This window comes from Phyllobacterium lublinensis, assembly GCF_020164435.1.
Taxonomy (GTDB): domain Bacteria; phylum Pseudomonadota; class Alphaproteobacteria; order Rhizobiales; family Rhizobiaceae; genus Phyllobacterium; species Phyllobacterium lublinensis.
In genome coordinates this window covers 337418-353881 of record NZ_JAIUDQ010000003.1, presented here as the reverse complement: position 1 = coordinate 353881, position 16464 = coordinate 337418, and the positions used below count along the sequence as shown (strand labels likewise).

The 16464-nt window shown below is 56.8% G+C and carries 17 protein-coding genes and 1 pseudogene; 2 read left to right on the top strand and 16 right to left on the bottom strand.

Going from position 1 to position 16464, the window contains the following annotated elements; all coding sequences use genetic code 11:
- Window positions 1–1590, bottom strand: a pseudogene (locus K9U38_RS06400) (hypothetical protein); the annotation flags it as partial.
- A gap of 363 nt (window positions 1591–1953) precedes the next feature.
- Between K9U38_RS06400 and K9U38_RS06395 the strand changes: the two are divergent.
- A complete protein-coding gene (locus tag K9U38_RS06395) occupies window positions 1954–2844 on the top strand; it encodes an MBL fold metallo-hydrolase (RefSeq protein ID WP_224493496.1) in 891 nt (296 codons plus the stop codon).
- Between the two features lie 99 nt (window positions 2845–2943).
- Here K9U38_RS06395 and K9U38_RS06390 read toward each other — a convergent pair whose 3' ends face one another.
- From K9U38_RS06390 to K9U38_RS06340, 11 genes are all read right to left on the bottom strand, one after another.
- Window positions 2944–3420: a cytochrome c-type biogenesis protein gene (locus K9U38_RS06390; RefSeq protein ID WP_224493495.1), complete on the bottom strand. Its 477-nt coding sequence runs from the start codon at window positions 3418–3420 to the stop codon at window positions 2944–2946.
- The gene (locus K9U38_RS06385) at window positions 3417–5399 is read right to left on the bottom strand and encodes a heme lyase CcmF/NrfE family subunit (protein WP_224493494.1); all 1983 of its coding nucleotides are present in this window, start codon (window positions 5397–5399) and stop codon (window positions 3417–3419) included. The genes K9U38_RS06390 and K9U38_RS06385 overlap by 4 nt, the downstream gene beginning before the upstream one ends.
- On the bottom strand, window positions 5396–5842 hold the full coding sequence (gene ccmE / locus K9U38_RS06380) for a cytochrome c maturation protein CcmE (RefSeq protein WP_224493493.1): 447 nt from the start codon (window positions 5840–5842) through the stop codon (window positions 5396–5398). Before ccmE ends, K9U38_RS06385 begins: the two co-directional genes overlap by 4 nt.
- Window positions 5842–7011: a c-type cytochrome biogenesis protein CcmI gene (gene ccmI, locus K9U38_RS06375; protein WP_224493492.1), complete on the bottom strand. Its 1170-nt coding sequence runs from the start codon at window positions 7009–7011 to the stop codon at window positions 5842–5844. The genes ccmE and ccmI overlap by 1 nt, the downstream gene beginning before the upstream one ends.
- A gap of 82 nt (window positions 7012–7093) precedes the next feature.
- Window positions 7094–7744: a hypothetical protein gene (locus K9U38_RS06370; RefSeq protein WP_224493491.1), complete on the bottom strand. Its 651-nt coding sequence runs from the start codon at window positions 7742–7744 to the stop codon at window positions 7094–7096.
- A gap of 78 nt (window positions 7745–7822) precedes the next feature.
- Entirely contained in the window at window positions 7823–8467 is a 645-nt protein-coding gene (locus K9U38_RS06365; RefSeq protein ID WP_224493490.1) for a hypothetical protein, read from the bottom strand.
- Window positions 8464–9462 carry a hypothetical protein gene (locus K9U38_RS06360; protein WP_224493489.1) on the bottom strand — a complete coding sequence of 333 codons (999 nt, stop codon included), beginning with the start codon at window positions 9460–9462 and terminating at the stop codon, window positions 8464–8466. Before K9U38_RS06360 ends, K9U38_RS06365 begins: the two co-directional genes overlap by 4 nt.
- A 188-nt stretch (window positions 9463–9650) precedes the next feature.
- A complete protein-coding gene (locus K9U38_RS06355) occupies window positions 9651–10085 on the bottom strand; it encodes an RT0821/Lpp0805 family surface protein (protein ID WP_224493488.1) in 435 nt (144 codons plus the stop codon).
- 81 nt (window positions 10086–10166) lie between these two features.
- Window positions 10167–11471 carry an ATP-binding protein gene (locus tag K9U38_RS06350; RefSeq protein WP_224493518.1) on the bottom strand — a complete coding sequence of 435 codons (1305 nt, stop codon included), beginning with the start codon at window positions 11469–11471 and terminating at the stop codon, window positions 10167–10169.
- 113 nt (window positions 11472–11584) lie between these two features.
- Complete coding sequence (locus tag K9U38_RS06345; protein ID WP_224493487.1) at window positions 11585–12256, bottom strand: response regulator transcription factor; 672 nt, start codon at window positions 12254–12256, stop codon at window positions 11585–11587.
- Between the two features lie 57 nt (window positions 12257–12313).
- The gene (locus K9U38_RS06340; RefSeq protein WP_370631838.1) at window positions 12314–12565 is read right to left on the bottom strand and encodes a hypothetical protein; all 252 of its coding nucleotides are present in this window, start codon (window positions 12563–12565) and stop codon (window positions 12314–12316) included.
- Between the two features lie 431 nt (window positions 12566–12996).
- Between K9U38_RS06340 and K9U38_RS06335 the strand changes: the two genes are divergently transcribed.
- Window positions 12997–13395 carry a hypothetical protein gene (locus K9U38_RS06335; protein ID WP_224493486.1) on the top strand — a complete coding sequence of 133 codons (399 nt, stop codon included), beginning with the start codon at window positions 12997–12999 and terminating at the stop codon, window positions 13393–13395.
- Window positions 13396–13416: 21 nt separating this feature from the next.
- Here the strand turns inward: K9U38_RS06335 and K9U38_RS06330 are convergent, their stop codons facing one another.
- The 4 genes from K9U38_RS06330 to K9U38_RS06315 all read right to left on the bottom strand — a co-directional run bounded on the left by K9U38_RS06330 (window position 13417) and on the right by K9U38_RS06315 (window position 16274).
- Window positions 13417–13698: a hypothetical protein gene (locus K9U38_RS06330; RefSeq protein ID WP_224493485.1), complete on the bottom strand. Its 282-nt coding sequence runs from the start codon at window positions 13696–13698 to the stop codon at window positions 13417–13419.
- Between the two features lie 149 nt (window positions 13699–13847).
- Entirely contained in the window at window positions 13848–14300 is a 453-nt protein-coding gene (locus K9U38_RS06325; protein WP_224493484.1) for a helix-turn-helix domain-containing protein, read from the bottom strand.
- Window positions 14301–14528: 228 nt separating this feature from the next.
- A complete protein-coding gene (locus tag K9U38_RS06320; RefSeq protein ID WP_224493483.1) occupies window positions 14529–14783 on the bottom strand; it encodes a hypothetical protein in 255 nt (84 codons plus the stop codon).
- Window positions 14784–14924: 141 nt separating this feature from the next.
- A complete protein-coding gene (locus K9U38_RS06315) occupies window positions 14925–16274 on the bottom strand; it encodes a tyrosine-type recombinase/integrase (protein WP_224493482.1) in 1350 nt (449 codons plus the stop codon).
- Window positions 16275–16464 lie beyond the last annotated feature (190 nt).

Below are 16464 nucleotides of genomic sequence, written 5' to 3'. Positions count from 1 at the left end.
CGCAGCAAGTCCGCGCAGCTTGCGCGAGCCCTTTGCGCCGGCGAACGTCCCTCCGATATCGATCGCAGCACCATCAAGGTCTTTGGCGACTGTAATATCCTGACCAGGTGCTGATTGCTGCACCAGACCGGCTTTGCCGGAATTGATGTTGTTGATCGTCGTGTTGATCGTCGAGATGTCGCCTTCGTTTTTCGTGACCCTGGTATCGGTATCGAAGAGCTGGCCGCCGTTTACGGCTTCCAGGGATTCCTTCTCCACCTTGCCATTCGCAACATTCAGCAAGCGGCGCGCACCCGCACTGCTGCGAAAATCAACGGCAGTGCCCTGCGTGGCAGCGCCAACCGTGATATTGGCATCCGGCGTCGCCTGCTGCACCAGACCACCACCTAACGCACCGCTAGTGATTGACGTCACCCTGTCGCCAAGCGCATCTACAGCCGAATTCGTGGCAAAGAGCTGCGACCCGTTGACCCCGTCGGTGCTGTCCTTGTTGAGCTGCCCTGCAGCGAGATTAGTCAATTGCCGCTTGATCGTCGCGTTGCCGATACTGACCGTGCTATAGGGAGTTGCGCCGGCAAACGTGTAATCGGTGTTGTTGATCCTAACGGTCCCGATGGCTACCGCTGCCTTGTCGGTCACCGAATTGTACCCGAGAGCCACACCGCCAAGGAAGAGCGCCTGGGCTCCGGAACCCAGCGCCGTCGCCCCGGTCATGCTGTCGGCCGTAACCGAATTGCGCCCGAGCGCCAACCCGTCCTTTTCGAGGGATTTCGCGCCGGCACCAATGGCAATCGACCCCGAGTCGTCAGCAGGCTGATCTCGCGCGGCCCCGGTTCCTATCCAGCCGGCCTGGGCATCGGGACCAATTGCTATACTATCCTTCGACGTGGTGCGCGTATTGTTGCCCAGCGCTATTGATTTGATGCCGGCGGCGTTGGCCTTGGTGTCACCAATGGTGAGGTTTTGATCATTGTGTTCTAACCAGATTTTTCCTTGATAGAGATGGAGGTCGTTCATGATGTTGACAGTTCTATAGAGATTGGAGCCGCCTTCGGCACTGAGGAGGTCACTGACATTGAGTCGACTTCTGGCATTGAGGATGTTGTAAACATCGGCGGTACCAGTGACGTGGAGATTGCCGCCGAGGCTGAGTCCAGTTGGCCCATTTCCGGAGCCAAAGAAAACGACACGATCCTTTTGCTTGCCGTTATCGGCGAAGCATTTGCTGCCGTCATTTTGAACCTTAAGAGCTGAAGTTACATTCCCACTATCTGCAACCTCCATGCATCCCTGGTCATTACCATCATTGATAAAGATACCACCCGCGAGGCCTACCGACGAACTGAGTGTCGCAATCAACGCCGCTCCAGCCGCTATCGTTGTCGCATTTCGCGCTAGGCCAGTCAGCCCGAGCCTGCGCCCCTTGCGCTTCAAGCCAAGAATGCGGCATGCCATGCGCAAAATTGCCATCAGGCGGCGGCGGCTTGAGCGATCCCGCGCTGCAACCTTAAATCCAGCGCTACCTGCGCGTATCGATGGATGCGTGTATATTTCAACTGGTGAGTTAAATGTGAGCACGAATTGCTTCATTTTTTACTCCTAAAATATATTTTATGAAAAAAACGCACACGCAACAGATGTATTGCAACCTTATACAACTACACGACGTGCCTATGTCGAAATTATTTTTAAGTATGAATCTATCATTCAAATGTTTAACGATTTTTTACTGAAACGAATACAACGAAACATTCAAATCCCATGCAAGTCAGATATATCATTCCAATTCATTACGCAATGCCAATAACGAATTTTACATGTGTAATTTTTATTTTTTGTGCATGTTTCTTTGCGCTATTTGTACGTTGTTGCACCAATCAGTATATTGTAGGTTGAATTCTTCCATCATAGAGAATTTCGAATCGCCACCTGCCAGCCGGAGTTGAAATCATCATGCCGCCGCTCGGATCGACTTTGCGCGTTCACCAACCCTATCCGGGGGTTCTGGCCTTCTATGACGGGCGCATCGAAGGGACGCGCGCCTATTCTGACGAACCGAATTGGCTCGATGATGGCGCTTATTCACTTGGCCTTTGCTCCTATGCGATTGTGTCGGGCGAGGATGCGCTCGTTTATGACACGAGCATCTCGCTGCCGCACGCGCGGATGATCCGCGCGACGCTGGAAGCTGCCGGGGTCCGCCGCATCCGGGTTGTGCTCAGCCACTGGCACACGGACCATGTCGCCGGCAACGAAGTGTTCGCCGATTGCGAGATCATTGCCAATGATCTGACCGAGCGGGCGCTACGCGACAACCGCCAAAATCTTGAAAACCGCAACCCGCCGATCAAGCCGCTGATCATGCCGAACCGGACTTTCCACGGAGAGATGAAGTTAAAGGTCGGCGTGATCGATGTGGAATTGCGCCATGCCGACATTCACAGCCATGACGGGACGGTGATGATCCTGCCGCATCTCAAGCTCATGTTCGCGGGCGACACGCTTGAAGATCCGATCACCTATGTCGCCGAACCCAAACGGCTTATGCACCATCTGCGCGAACTGGACCGGATGGCGACGTGGGACTTCGGGAAGATCCTGCCCAATCATGGCGCTGAAGACGTGATCGTGGCCGGCGGCTACGGGCCGGAACTCATTGCCGCAACCCGCACCTACGTCAGGAAGCTGATGCGCGTGCGCAATGAGCCGGACCTTGCCGGGCAGGACCTCAAGTCCTTCATAGCGGACGATCTGAACTCGGGGGCAATCAGCTATTATGCCCCCTATGAGGCAGTCCATGCGGAGAACATCAAGGCCATTCTCACCGGGCACGCCGATGACTAAAGCAATTCCAGGAAAAGTGTGCAGCGGTTTTCCGTCCGGAGTTGCATAACATCAAAAGGAGCAGTTCCAGCAAAAGTGTGAAGCCGAAACGCGCTGTCGTCAGTCCCCTTGCGCGGTGAACAGCTTCTTCAGCTGTTGCTTTTCGCTCTCGGAAAGCGGTGCCGGTTCTCTGGTCGTGGTTCGCCGCCTGCGGATGGCAACGACAATCGCCACGCCGCCGGCAATCAGCACGGCCAAGGGAAAGCCCCAGAGCAGCAAGGTGCTGGTCTGCAGGCGCGGCTTGAGCAGGACGAATTCACCGTAACGCGCGACCAGAAAGGCCAGCACCTGCTCGTCGGTATCACCCGCCACGAGCCGCTCCCTGACCAAGAGCCGCAGATCCTTTGCCAGATCGGCGTTGGAATCGTCGATCGATTCGTTCTGGCAGACCATGCAGCGCAATTCCGCCGAGATGATGCGCGCCCGCTTTTCCAGCGCCGGATTGCTGAGCATCTCATCCGGAGTGACTGCCCGCGCACTTGTGCCTGCGAAGCTTAAGCCAAGGGCAAGGATCAGCGTGGGCAGCAGCCGGTTCATACTGCGGCTCTTGGCTTCAGCGCCTTGGCCTTGGCAGGCGCGCCGATCCGCAGGCGCCGGTCGAGCAACGACATGCCTCCGCCGGCCATCATGACCACGGCCCCGAGCCAGATCAGCGTGACGAACGGCTTCCACCAGATCCGCACGACGATACCGCCATCTTTGGCCGCGTCTCCCAGTGAAACGTAGAGCTGGCTGAACAGGAATGTCTTGATGCCTGCCTCGGTCGTTTGCATCTTGCGCACCGGGAAGAAGCGCTTTGACGAGATGAGATCGGTCACTACCTCGCCTTCATCATTCAGAACGGTGAACCTGCCTTGCTCTTCCGTATAGTTGGCGGTCTTTTGCGGATCGGTCCCGTCAAACCGCAGCGTGTATCCGCCAGCCCTGATGCCGTCGCCCGGCTTCATCACCAGAACGCTCTCGGTCGAAAATGTCGAAACGGAAACGATCCCGAGCAGTGTCAGGCCAAGGCCAAAATGCGCGAGGGCGGTACCGAATACCGAACGCGGCAACCCGGCGATGCGTTGCAGCATCGTGCCGAGAGAGGCCTTGCCGATCCCCGCCTTGAGTGCCAGATCGGTCAGCGCGCCCATCATGAGCCAGACCGCGAGACCGATGCCGAAGGCAGAAAGAACACCGGACGCCGAGGTGCGATAGAGTACGATGCCCACGACCAGCAGGGCGACGAAGAAGGCCGTCATCAGCCGCTGCGCTACCGCGAGGATGTCGCCGCGCTTCCAGGCCAGCAACGGCCCAAAGGGAACGGCGGCGAGCAGCGGGATCATCAGCGGACCGAATGTCAGGTTGAAAAACGGTGCACCAACGGAAATCTTCTCGCCGGTCAGCGATTCCAGCAGAAGCGGATAGAGCGTGCCAATCAGTACGGTAGCTGCCGCGGTTGTCAGGAACAGATTGTTGAAGACCAGCGCTCCTTCACGCGAAATCGGCTGAAAGAGACCGCCCGGCGCAAGCGACTGCGCACGCCATGCGAAGAGCGCCAGCGATCCGCCGATGAAAAGCACCAGAATGGCCAGAATGAACAGTCCGCGCCCGGGATCGGTCGCGAATGTGTGCACGGAGGTCAGCACACCCGATCGCACGAGGAAGGTGCCGAGCAGCGACAGCGAGAATGTCAGGATGGCAAGGAGGATGGTCCAGATCTTGAGTGCCGAGCGCTTCTCCATGACAAGGGCCGAATGCAGCAGTGCCGTTCCGGCAAGCCACGGCATGAACGAGGCATTTTCGACCGGATCCCAGAACCACCAGCCGCCCCAGCCGAGCTCGTAATAGGCCCAATAGGAACCCATGGCGATGCCGCCGGTCAGGAATATCCAGGCCGTCAGCGTCCATGGCCGCACCCAGCGTGCCCACGCCGCGTCGATGCGACCATCGATGAGCGCGGCAACGGCGAAGGAGAAGCATACGGAAAAACCGACATATCCGAGATAAAGCATCGGCGGGTGCACGGCGAGACCGATATCCTGCAGCACCGGATTGAGATCCTGCCCCTCGACCGGAGCCGGATTCATGCGAGCGAACGGATTGGACGTGGCAACGATGAAAAGCAGGAATGTGGTGCCGATCCAGGCTTGTACGGCCAGAACGTTGGCCTTCAGGGCGGGTGGCAAGTTGTTGCCGAAGAAGGCGACAAGCGCCGTGAAGAAGCTGAGGATCAGCACCCAGAGCAGCATCGAACCTTCGTGGTTGCCCCAGACGCCGGTAAATTTATAGAGGAGCGGCTTTTGCGAATGCGAGTTCGCCCAGACGTTCTGCACCGAGAAATCGGAAAGAACGTAGGCCGCCGTCAACGCAGCAAAAGCAAGGGCAACCAGCGCAAACACAGTAAATGCTGCAGGCACGGCTACGGCCATCATGCGATCATCGCCGCGCCGCGCGCCAAGCACCGGCAGCACCGATTGAACGATCGAAAGAGCCAGCGCGAGGATCAGTGCGAAATGTCCGAGTTCAACGGTCATGGTTGCTCGCTTTCTCCTTGCCAGACACCCTTGGCCTTCAGGCTTTCGGCAACTTCCTTCGGCATGTAGTTCTCGTCATGCTTGGCAAGAACGCTGTCGGCCACGAATGCGCCACCGTTCATGAACCTGCCTTCGATGACCACCCCCTGGTCCTCGCGGAAGAGGTCGGGCAGGATACCGTCATAGGTGACCGGAATGCTTTTGACGTGATCGGTGACAGAGAAGCTGATTTTCGTACCTTCGCCGCGTATGACCGTGCCTTTTTCGACCAGCCCACCGAGACGGAACCGAGATTCCGACTGCAGGTCGGTGGCCTGGATATCGGACGGCATGCGGAAGAAGGCGATCCGTTGCTGAAGAGCGAACAGGACAAGCGCCGCTGCAATCGACAGGACCAGCAGTCCGCCGCCAATCACCGAAAGCCGCTTCTGTTTGCGCGTCATCAGTTTTTCTCCGCCTCACCGGGCTCGTGCACAAGACCTAGATCATCTGCAACAGCGTCAAGCCGTGCAATCTTGTCCGCACTCAATACTTTCTTCGCCCGGCCCAGGGCTTCGATGGCATCGTTGGGCCGGTTCAGAACCACATAGGAACGGACGAGCCGTTCCCAGCCATCCACATCATCAGGTGATTGTTTCAATTTTTCGGCAAGTCCGGCAACCATGCCCTCGATCATTTCCGCTCGGGCCTGATTGTCCATGCCGGCCGCAGCTTCCACCTGTGATGCATCAGGACCGGTTCTTTCAATATCGCTGACATCTGGCGCATCGCCTGCGATCTCCTGGTCGAGGCGCGTCAACGCCGCCTGCGCCTGTTCGCGCCAGGGTACATCTGCCGGTGCTTCAACCAGCAATTTCCGTATCAGATCCCGTGCCTCGGTCAGACGGCCCTGCTGCATCCAGCCGTCGATGATGTAGAATTGCGGCCGCATGTCTTTCGGATCGAGCTCCAGCGCATGCCTGAATACGGCTTCGGCTTCCGGCGTGATCCTGCCGCCGGCGGCGGCCGCCATCGCCTCGCCAAGTCCGATCTGGCGGGCAGCGGTGTCGCCGTTGAGGCGTATTGCATTCTGATAGGCGGTGACGGCATCATCGGGACGGCCGATCCGCAGATAGATCGGGGCCAGCACTTCCCAGCCCTGTCCATCATCGGGATTGAGTGTCAGATGCGCTTCCGCACGGGCGATGAGTTCGGCAGGCGTGCTCTGGTCCGGCGGACGGGAGAGTCGCTCCGCCAAGGGCTGAGCCGGCAGTTCAGGCGATCCGAGCTTTGCATATATGCCCCACGAAATCAGCGGGATAGCCAGGACAGTTGCAAGCGTCAGCCACTCGCGCATCGCGCTTTTCGCTGGGCGAATGACCGCTTCATCGGCTTGCGCAGCCTTGGCGGATTTCAGCAGGCGACGGCCGATCTCGGCGCGCGCCTGCTCACTGCTCGCATGATCGATCAGGCCGCGCTTCTCATCCGCTTCCAGCTCCAGCAGCTGGTCACGATAGACCTCAACATCATATTGGTTGTCCGACACGGGAGCCTTGACGCGCCGCGTCAATGGCAACAGCACGAGCAGAGTCGCGCCAACAGTCAGGAGTGCAGCGGAAATCCAGAATATCATGGGCTCATGACATAGACTCCCATGCGCTCAAAATCCAAGGGATTTCCACGATAGGGCAATTCGCCGCAAAGGTTGCAGGCGCTCAAAGTTCCAGCGGAAAAGGCGTCGGCTCCCAGATGTGTTCCATCGCGTACGCCTTGATGGCTGCCGCTTCCAGCCGGCGCAAGGTCGTCGCTATGAATGCCCGATCACCAGCTTCCAGAGCAGTATGGAATTCAGGAAAAAATTTGGTGATACGTTCATGAAACCACACTTCCACCGGCCACAACTGTAAAGCTGCTTCAAAATCACCATGAGCAGCAGCCAGCATCATGTTGGGAAATAAGAGCTGCTCGAAGGCACCGGAGAATACCTTCGATTTGCCTTGCTCATAATTCCTGTAGTCATTCAAAGATACAATAGATCGTAGCCTTTGCAGGACATTCACTTCGATGTGCTCGCGCATGGCCCGCACGGTTTCAGGCTTGGTTACGTCCCAAGTGCCCACCCGTTGATCGTAGAGGCGCTCAGGATTCCATCCCCAAAACCCGTACCGGCGCACGGGCTCAAGCGCGAGCATATCGGTAACCACGTCCGGCACAAACGCTACCTTGTCGATGCTACGGTCGACAAACACACCGCGAGTTATATGGTGAACTGGCTTAACAACGAGAAAGCGTCCTACAAGAGCCAAATCGGAATATCGGTCCAACAGAGGCTTCAACGCCTGCTTGACTTGAGCAATTGTCGTCATTGGCTGCCTTGCATTCGATACCCGCTCCAAAGCAACTGCTTTAAAAATCGGTCAACTCGCCGCAAAGGTTGCATACCTTCAAATCTCCAGCGGAAAAGGCGTGGGTTTCCAGATGTGTTCCATCTTGAATGCCTTGACGGTTGCTGCTTCCCATTGGTGGAGGGTGTTTGCAATGAACTCCCGGTTCCCTGACTCCAAGGCCGGAAAAAAGTCAGGGGCAAACTTGGCGAAATACCGCTCTATTCGTTCATCTTGCGGGCGCAACTGCAAAGCCTTGCTGAAATCGCCGAGAGCGGCGGCGACGAGTATGTTGGTGAATACCCGATCATCAAAATGACCATAAAACGTCGTCGATTTAGCACGCTCGTGGGCAATGTAGTCATCGAACGTCTTTATTGCCCGAAGCGGTGGCAAGGCTATTGCTTCAATATGGTGCCTTATGGCTGTAATGGTGTCTGGTTTGGTTACATCCCACATGCCCACGGATTGGTCGTAGAGCCACACCGGATTCCATCCCAACATTACGGTCTCTTGTGCAGGCACGAGCGGATACGTAACAATATGCGGTTCGAACGATCGTTTGTCGCTACTGCGATCAACAAAAACGCCACGCAATATATGGTGAACCGGCCTGACAATAAGAAACCGCCCGATGAGCACCAGATCCGAATGACGGGCAACAAGAGGCATGAACGCCTCCCTGACTTGGGCGGTTGTGGTCATTTCCAGCTCTCATCAAAATTGATTTCAACAATGATAACATCTGTAAGCGTATTGTGAATCTTGTAAACGGCATTGCGCATCTCGATTGCTCGCGGAACGCTGATGCCCGCTCGCCCCGTCTTAAAATCATAGACACATACTCGATTATCTCGCTCCGGTCCTAATATATCAATTCGAACTGTATTTTTCATACCGTACTTGGCTAAAAGATCAGGCCTTTCATCTCCCGCAACTTCTTCCGCAAATTTCAGAAAAGATTGTTCAGGCGTCAAGATACTGGGATAGTTGGCAGTGGCGAGATTCTTCAGGTTGGTATGTGCAGCTGTGCCAAACAACCACGGCTTCTCATAGTTTGACCGCGGACCTGCCTGTTTGACCGCTTGGTTCGCCAGCGATTGGACAATGCCGATTTCAGGGCAGTATTGTTTGACCTCATTCTTGTTCAATATTTGGACAGTGGCCTTCACTCTTTTTCCCGGCTGGAGTTGATCGTCCGGTCCCCAGTCCTTCGGACGAAATAGCAAAACTGGCTTGACGGTCGGGTCCCGCTGGTTGGTGAGCCGGTTGTATTCAGCAACAGCGTCTTCTGCTGGCAACAGCCCGGTCGAGCGTCCTCCTTCTCGCAAAAGGAACGGTGCCATCAGGGCGCCAGCGCCAGTTCCTGCTCCGCCGCCACCTAACGCCCACGGATTGAAGAAGGGGTCTTCGCGACGCATATAGACCGGCTGCGTCAAGGTGGACGAGCTACCGCCAGCATCCGTCCATTGCCCGCCATCCGGATTGCCAGCCGAAACGCGTGGCTGGTCCGGCTGGAAATTGGCCTTGCGCCGGAGAAAATGGGACTCAACAATATCCAGGAACTCCTCGTTCATCTTGATCTCGGACATGATCAAGGCGGCCTGCAGGGCCATGTCCGGTTCGAGCGTGTGGAGTCGGGTTTTCGCGGCAATGATCCGCAGTTTGGCTCTAATTCGGTACAACAGTTCTTCGGACATCAAACACCCTTGAATAAGAATATATTCCTATTAAAATTTGAAGTTTTGATGAAACGCACGCCTGGCGCGCCATGTCGGCCGACGCATTCAGTGGGGGACAAGACTATCTGGAGTCACGAGCTGTCAGCAGCGGCGATTGCTCGCAACTGGCTCGTTCAAGTGAGAACCGTCTTGGAGGCGCGCTGTGTCTACGTCAGTGGCGTCCAGCTGCCATCCTCGTTGCGGCAGGCCGTACCACGCGCTGATTGCGGTGTCCCGTCGACGCGCACGGTATGGGTGTACTGGCGGCAGTTTTGCGAGCCGACCTGGTAGGGTTGCGCCGCAACGACCTCGCCGGACCGGCTCCCGCTCGCGTTCTTCCATTCGACGCTCTTGCCAGCGGGCGAATACTCCAGTGCCTGATACTCGGCCTGGAGGGCGCGCTTGCGATCGGACGCGTCTAATGCAGCCTTGTTTCCGATCAGACCATTGCCCAGGGCCGCCAATACATTCGAGTTGGCTTGCTGTTTCGAGCCGCCGGTCAGGCTGCTGAACGGGCCACCATCGGCCTTGGGACCGGAGGTAGTCGAGCAGCCCGAAAGGATGGCAAGTGCAAGGAGGGAAAATGCAAAGGAAAACTTCATCGTCGGTCCGTTTTTACAATCTACAGCACGGCAGCGCTAACCATGCTTTTATGACCCGATTGATTGCCCGCTTGCAAGCACTCAATTCCCGGCAACCGGAAGTGTCAGCCTCGCGTTGAGGCCGCCCAGGTCGGCACTGCGCTCGAGCCATAGCGTTCCACCATATTCACGGACCGTATCGTGGACAATGGACAGGCCGAGCCCGGTTCCGGGCTTCGTTTCATCCAGCCGCTTGCCGCGGGTCAGGGCATCCTTGATCTCCTCCGGAGCAAGTCCGGGGCCATCGTCGGCAACACTTATCTCAAGACCATTATCCGCCTTGGCCAAGGTAAGCCGGACGATGCTTCGTCCCCATTTTCCGGCATTTTCCAGAAGATTGCCGACGATTTCTTCGAGGTCTTCCTGCTCGCCGGCGAAGATCGCGTCATCCATGTAGTTCAGGAATTGCACGTCCACGGCAGGATTGAGCTTTGCCGTCACGCGCACCAGACGCTTAAGGATCGGCGTGACCGGTGCGCGGAACACGACGCTGTCGCGCTGGGCCGCAACGCGCGCACGCTGCAGGTAATGCTGCACCTGGTCCTGCATGGCGGCGCTCTGCTCGGCGATGATACGACCCTCGGCGCCGCCAATGGTGCGGCTCTCATTGACGAGTACCGACAAAGGCGTCTTCAGGGAATGCGCGAGATTGCCGACCTGTGTGCGTGAACGCTCCATGATGCGGCGATTATTGTCTATCAACGCGTTCATTTCCCGCGCCAGCGGCGCAATTTCAAGCGGAAGATTTTCATTCAGGCGGGAGACCTTGCCTTCACGAATTTCGGCCAGGGAGCGGCGAACCCTGTCGAGTGGACGCAGGCCGAACAGGATCACGGCGGCATTGATCAATGTGCCGCCAAGCGCGAATATGCCGAGATAGAAGTAGAGCGTGTTGCGAAAATCCGCGATTTCGCCTTCGACCTCGCTCAGGTTCCCCATGACGCGAAACCGGGCAACGCGGTTTTCCGCGTCGAGCACGACTTCGGTCTCCACAACCGACAGCTGCTGGCCGTTCGGGCCAGGTACCGTGTACTTCCGTTGAAACGAGGTATCGAACGGCACGTTCAAGGTGGAAGGGGCATCGATCATCGTGGTGTCGCCCAAGGACACCGATCGCAATGCCCCCTTCAGATTGTCGGTAACCGGTTCGACGGACCAGTACCAGCCGGAAAGCGGACTCGCATACCGCACCTCCCCCGGGTCGGGCCGCCCGGCAAGCGTTCCTTCATTGACGCTGACCGAGGCGATCACGCTGAAAAGATGCGCCGAAAGCAGCTGCTGGAAGCTCTTCAGCCGCGCATCGCCATACAGGGCAGAGATGATGGTCGCGATGGCGAAGAAGGAGATTATGGTCCAGAGCGTCGAGAACATGATGACGCGCAGGGACAGGGAGCGCAAACGGGGAAGATAACCGGTCAGCGGGATTTTCACGCGTTACCTTGCCCTTGTTCGAGGAAGGCCTAGGCCTTGGAGTCCTGCGACTTGATCCGATACCCCATGCCGCGGATGGTTTCGATGAGATCCATGCCCATTTTCTTGCGCAGACGGCCGACAAAAACCTCGATCGTATTGGAATCCCGGTCGAAATCCTGATCATACAGATGCTCGACCAGTTCGGTACGCGAAACGACCTCATCCATGTGGTGCATGAGATAGGACAACAGTCGGAACTCGTGCGACGTAAGTTTCAAGGCTGTACCGTCGACAGTCGCCTTAGAGGTTTTCGTGTCGAGACGCAGCGGCCCGCAACTGATTTCCGATGAGGCATGGCCCGCTGCTCGCCGTATGAGCGCGCGCAGGCGTGCAAGCACCTCTTCGATGTGGAAGGGCTTGGCCACGTAGTCATCCGCACCTGCATCGATCCCGGCAACCTTGTCGCTCCAGCGGTCGCGCGCCGTCAGCAGCAGCACGGGCATGATGCGGCCGTCCCGGCGCCATTTTTCCAGAACCGTAAGGCCGTCCACCTGCGGCAGGCCAATGTCGAGGACCACCGCATCATAGGGCTCGGTATCACCCAGAAAATGGCCTTCCTCACCGTCGAAAGCCTTGTCGACCACGTAGCCGGCATCGGCCAGGGCCTCGACCAACTGGCGATTGAGGTCACGATCATCTTCGACAACGAGTATTCTCATGCATCATGTCCCCTGCTTAAGGTCTAATCGAATGTCGATTGGACCTAGAGATGCCGGTCAGTTGGCAGGTACGGCTACCTCGACGCGGCGCGGGCGTTCGCCGTCCTTGCCGGGAATGAGAACCACGACGACGCACACTTCCCGCCCGTTCTGGGTGACAGAGGTGGCGCGCGCAAGGGTACCGCCCTGCGAATCCGCCACCTGTTGTCCCACCGACGTGCAGTCCGCCGCCAGGGCTGACCCGGCGTAAAACACGCCAGATGCTGAGATCAAGCCCGCAAGGGGCAGAGAGATGTATGAGCGTTTCATCATGGCGTCATGTTTATCAATTGATGTCTGAACGATGCATGAACAGTTGGGTTGTGCCAGGCAGAATTGCCACGGGTCACGCCTTTTAACATCATAATTCTATATTGTCGCCGTGGGGTGTACCAAACGCAGAAAATATTTTGTTAACAGATGGTTACTGGACTTACCTGCCTGATTTCTGGCTCTGAAAAATGGCTGGGGTGTAAATTTGGGGTGCAAAAAAGCCACAAAAACCCCACTTTTCGTCCGATTTCAATTTCTGGGGTGTTTTTACACCCCGACTTTTTGTTCGATTTTCGTTCGACTTCTGTTCACGGTAGGCATTTATACCGCCCTGCCCTCGAATCGCGCTCCTTGGCCGTCTGTGGCCGAATGGGGTGGCATTGAGGGACATTAATTCATCTTCAATCGCTTTGCGGCATGGTTGCCGGATGAAAGAATCGTCGGACAAAGACTTGCTGGAACATCTGGAATGGTTGGCCGGTCACGCGTTGACGGGCATGGCAGCGGTCGCATTCATCGCCTTCGCTGCTGCGACACAGGTCTGGGACTATCCGGCACCGCGCACGGCTTTAGGTACGCTGGGCCTTCTTCTGATCTCGGCAGCTTTGATGTTCATGCTTGCCAAGTTCAGCGCCGGTTCGCCGGTATCGCAAGAGAACAGAAACTGGTTCCGCGTGAGCGTTGCAGTATCGCTCATCACGTTCTTCATCGGCGGAGTCATATCGTTCAGTGCGTTGGTTCACTTTACCAGCGTCGAGGGCGGAATGTGTTTCATGCGCGAGAAGCCGGTCTGCACGCAAAAGGCAGCAGATTTGCCGCAGCCGTGAACTTCGCCACAAATGGCGAAGTCAGTGCAGCGTGAAGGCCTCGCCCTCGACATAGCGCGACGCGCCGCTGGTTTCGATTCCAGCCTCGGTGAATGTCAGGACGGTCAGCGGCGGCAACAGTTCGGTGTCCGCACCAAAAGTCTGGCGCAGGATGGTGAAGCGGTCGGCACCCTCGACCCTGATGACGGCGACATGATCGTTGCCGGTGACCAGAACAAGCCGGTATGGCACGTCAACGCCCTTGCAGGCGTTCCAGTGCGTTTCCTCATAGATGACATCGGCAAGATGATGCACGGCTTTCATCGCGCCATTTTACCATCTCGCATGGCCGCTGTAGTTGTCGGTGTACGTTACTTTTCGGGTGCAATGCGGCTTTTGCCGCAGGCCTGTTACATTTGCAACGCTGCCACCAAAATGGACTTTGATTTCGTTAGCCAATTTCCAAGCCGCTGTTACATTTGCAACGGTGATGCGTAATTTTGCGCAACTGGCCAATTTTGGCCAGTTCCTACGCAACCATCCGGTTTATCCTTATATATGTCGGGTGCAAATCCTGCACCCGAGAACGACGAAATCTGCACCCCAGACGACGAAATCTGCACCCCAGAACCACCTTCCTGCGGTGCATATCCTGCACCCCAGAACGCCAATCCTTCACCCTGCAATTGATAGTTGCTGGCCTCCTTGTACTGCTGTGCAATGCTGATCAGTTTGGCCGTCCGCAACGCCTGCAATTTCTCGTAAACCGCACGTCTGCTGAGGCAGGTTTTTTCCGCGATATGCTCGATTTTTGGGTTGCATTGACCGTTACTGCCGTTGTGGCAATCCGCCAGAGCCAGCAGAACCAGCTTCGCCGAAGGATCGATCTTCTGCAACCAGGCCCATTTGTTTGCGGCGATAGACATGCCAGTTCCAAAGTCCTTCCACGAAGGGTTTGGCGGACTGGGTTTGAAAAACCGGATCATTGGGTGTAATTTTATTACGCGAAACGGAAATGACCAGACTTCTGGGTAAGCGTTCCCAATGTCCGGCGGGTGATTCTCAAACCATCATCCGTCGGATATTTTGTTTTCGGTCCTCGTTGGTTCCTTGTTTTCAGTTCAGCCCAGCAACGCACAACTGGGCAGTCAAAATTACTCGGCGGCGCGCGTGGCCCATTCCTTCGCCTTACCGCGTGGAATCTGCCCGCTCGACTTTTTCGGTGCATTTTTTTCGTGCTTGAGGATTGTTCCCCAGTACCAGTGCGGTCGGTCGCCGATGAAAAAATCGGGTGCGGCGATCAGTTTGCGCTCCATGTAGCGCTTCATCGTTGCCCACGATTTGCCAAGATGCGCCCCGTACTCTTTCAGGCCCACCACGCGCCCCTGCGGATCGTCAATATCGTACATGCTGAACCTCCATCGACGGCAAGTATCATTTACGCCAATGGTGGTATTGGGCACTCAAATATCGGTATTTGCAATATCTTTTTGCGCGCTCCTGCGCCAATTACATGACTGTAAAAGTAAAAGGTACGTTTCGAGTTACTTTTACTTTTGGAAATGCATATGCTTGTTCAATACCTTGTTCATCGGCAAGGTTACCACGTCCGCACCTTCATCCTGATCGACAATTTTTTTGATGAAAGCTGCCCAATCAGCCAGCGCTCTGCCCGTTTGCAGCAAAAGCTTGGCATGGTTGTAGTGCGCGGCGGTGCCGACGATCTTGTGGTTGAGCAGCGATTCGACAATGTGCGGCAACGCAATATCGCAATCGATCATGTGGGTGTTCAGGCTGCGGCGGCAGTCGTGATAGGTCCATGGCGCGATCTCGACCTCGTCCGGATCAATGCCGCTGGCGACGGCTTCCTCGCGTGCCACGGTCAGCATGATGGCGTCGATCTGCTGCTTGAGATAGCCGAAACTGCGATAGGCGGTCTTGCCGTCCATGGAAAATAGAAAGACTGGCTTGCCGGTGCCATGGCGCGGCAAGGCGTTGATGATCTCGACGGCAAGCGGCGGCAGGCTGAGCGTCAGCGCTGTCTTGTTCTTGGCCCGTGCTGCCGGAAGGTTCCAGCGGACCGGCATGGCACGGAAGTCAAGTTCGCTCCAAGGCAGTTCGGCGATTTCCGAACGGCGCGCGCCGGTCAGGATCAGCAGCTTGATAAATCCATTCGCGGGATAGCCGAGTCGGTCGCTGGCCTTCCACAGCCAGCGGACTTCAGCGAGCGCCAGAACGCGCGTCCTCCGGTTGACGCGCGCCGGTTTCGGAAGGCTGATCGCCGGATTGGTGTCGATGCGGCCCACGCCTTCGAGCCACTTGAACATGGTGGTGCACAGCGAATGCATGCCGAGCGACGATTGCGGCGCGGTGACCGCCTCGGCATTGATGGCGGCGGCAATGTCGCGGCGCGTGATCGAATGGATGCTGCGGCCTTTCCAGCGCTTGGCCAGCTTGCGGATATAGCGCCGCTGCGCCGCCAGTGTGTTGTCGCGGTTGCGCTTCTCGGCATAGAGCTTCATGAACTCGCCAGTGGCGACGGTTTCGAACTCATCCGGATCGACCGTCTGGGCAGCAGCAACCGGATCGGCCCTCGCCGCCTGTTTCGCGGCCCTGCGTTCGGCTTGCGGATTACGCCCCTTCTCGACCTCGTCCAGCACCCATCGCGCTTCCTTGCGGGCATCGCCGACCGATATCGTTGCCGCGTCGCCGATGGTGTACTTTTCGCGTTCTCCATTGAACACATAGCGCTCTGCCCACGTCCGCGTCTTCGATGGTGCCGGTTGCAGAATAATGACGAAACCAGGCACGATCCCATCCTCGCGTTCGATGCGCTTCGGCCCGTTTTTCAGGCTGGCCAGGAACTTGTCATTGAACACTTTGTTGCGCTTTTCCGGCATGTCAAAACCTCTTATGTGAAACTAGAACGTTTGTTCGAAATTACACCCCCGACGTTCCAAAAACACCCCGGCACGCTCTGGGGTGTAAAATATGCGAAATGCGTGCGTTTGCCAAAGTGTGATAGCCAATGGCAGGGCAAATGGCAATAGTCTTGCGAAAACAATATCTTGCCTGTGGTGAGTTTTGGTG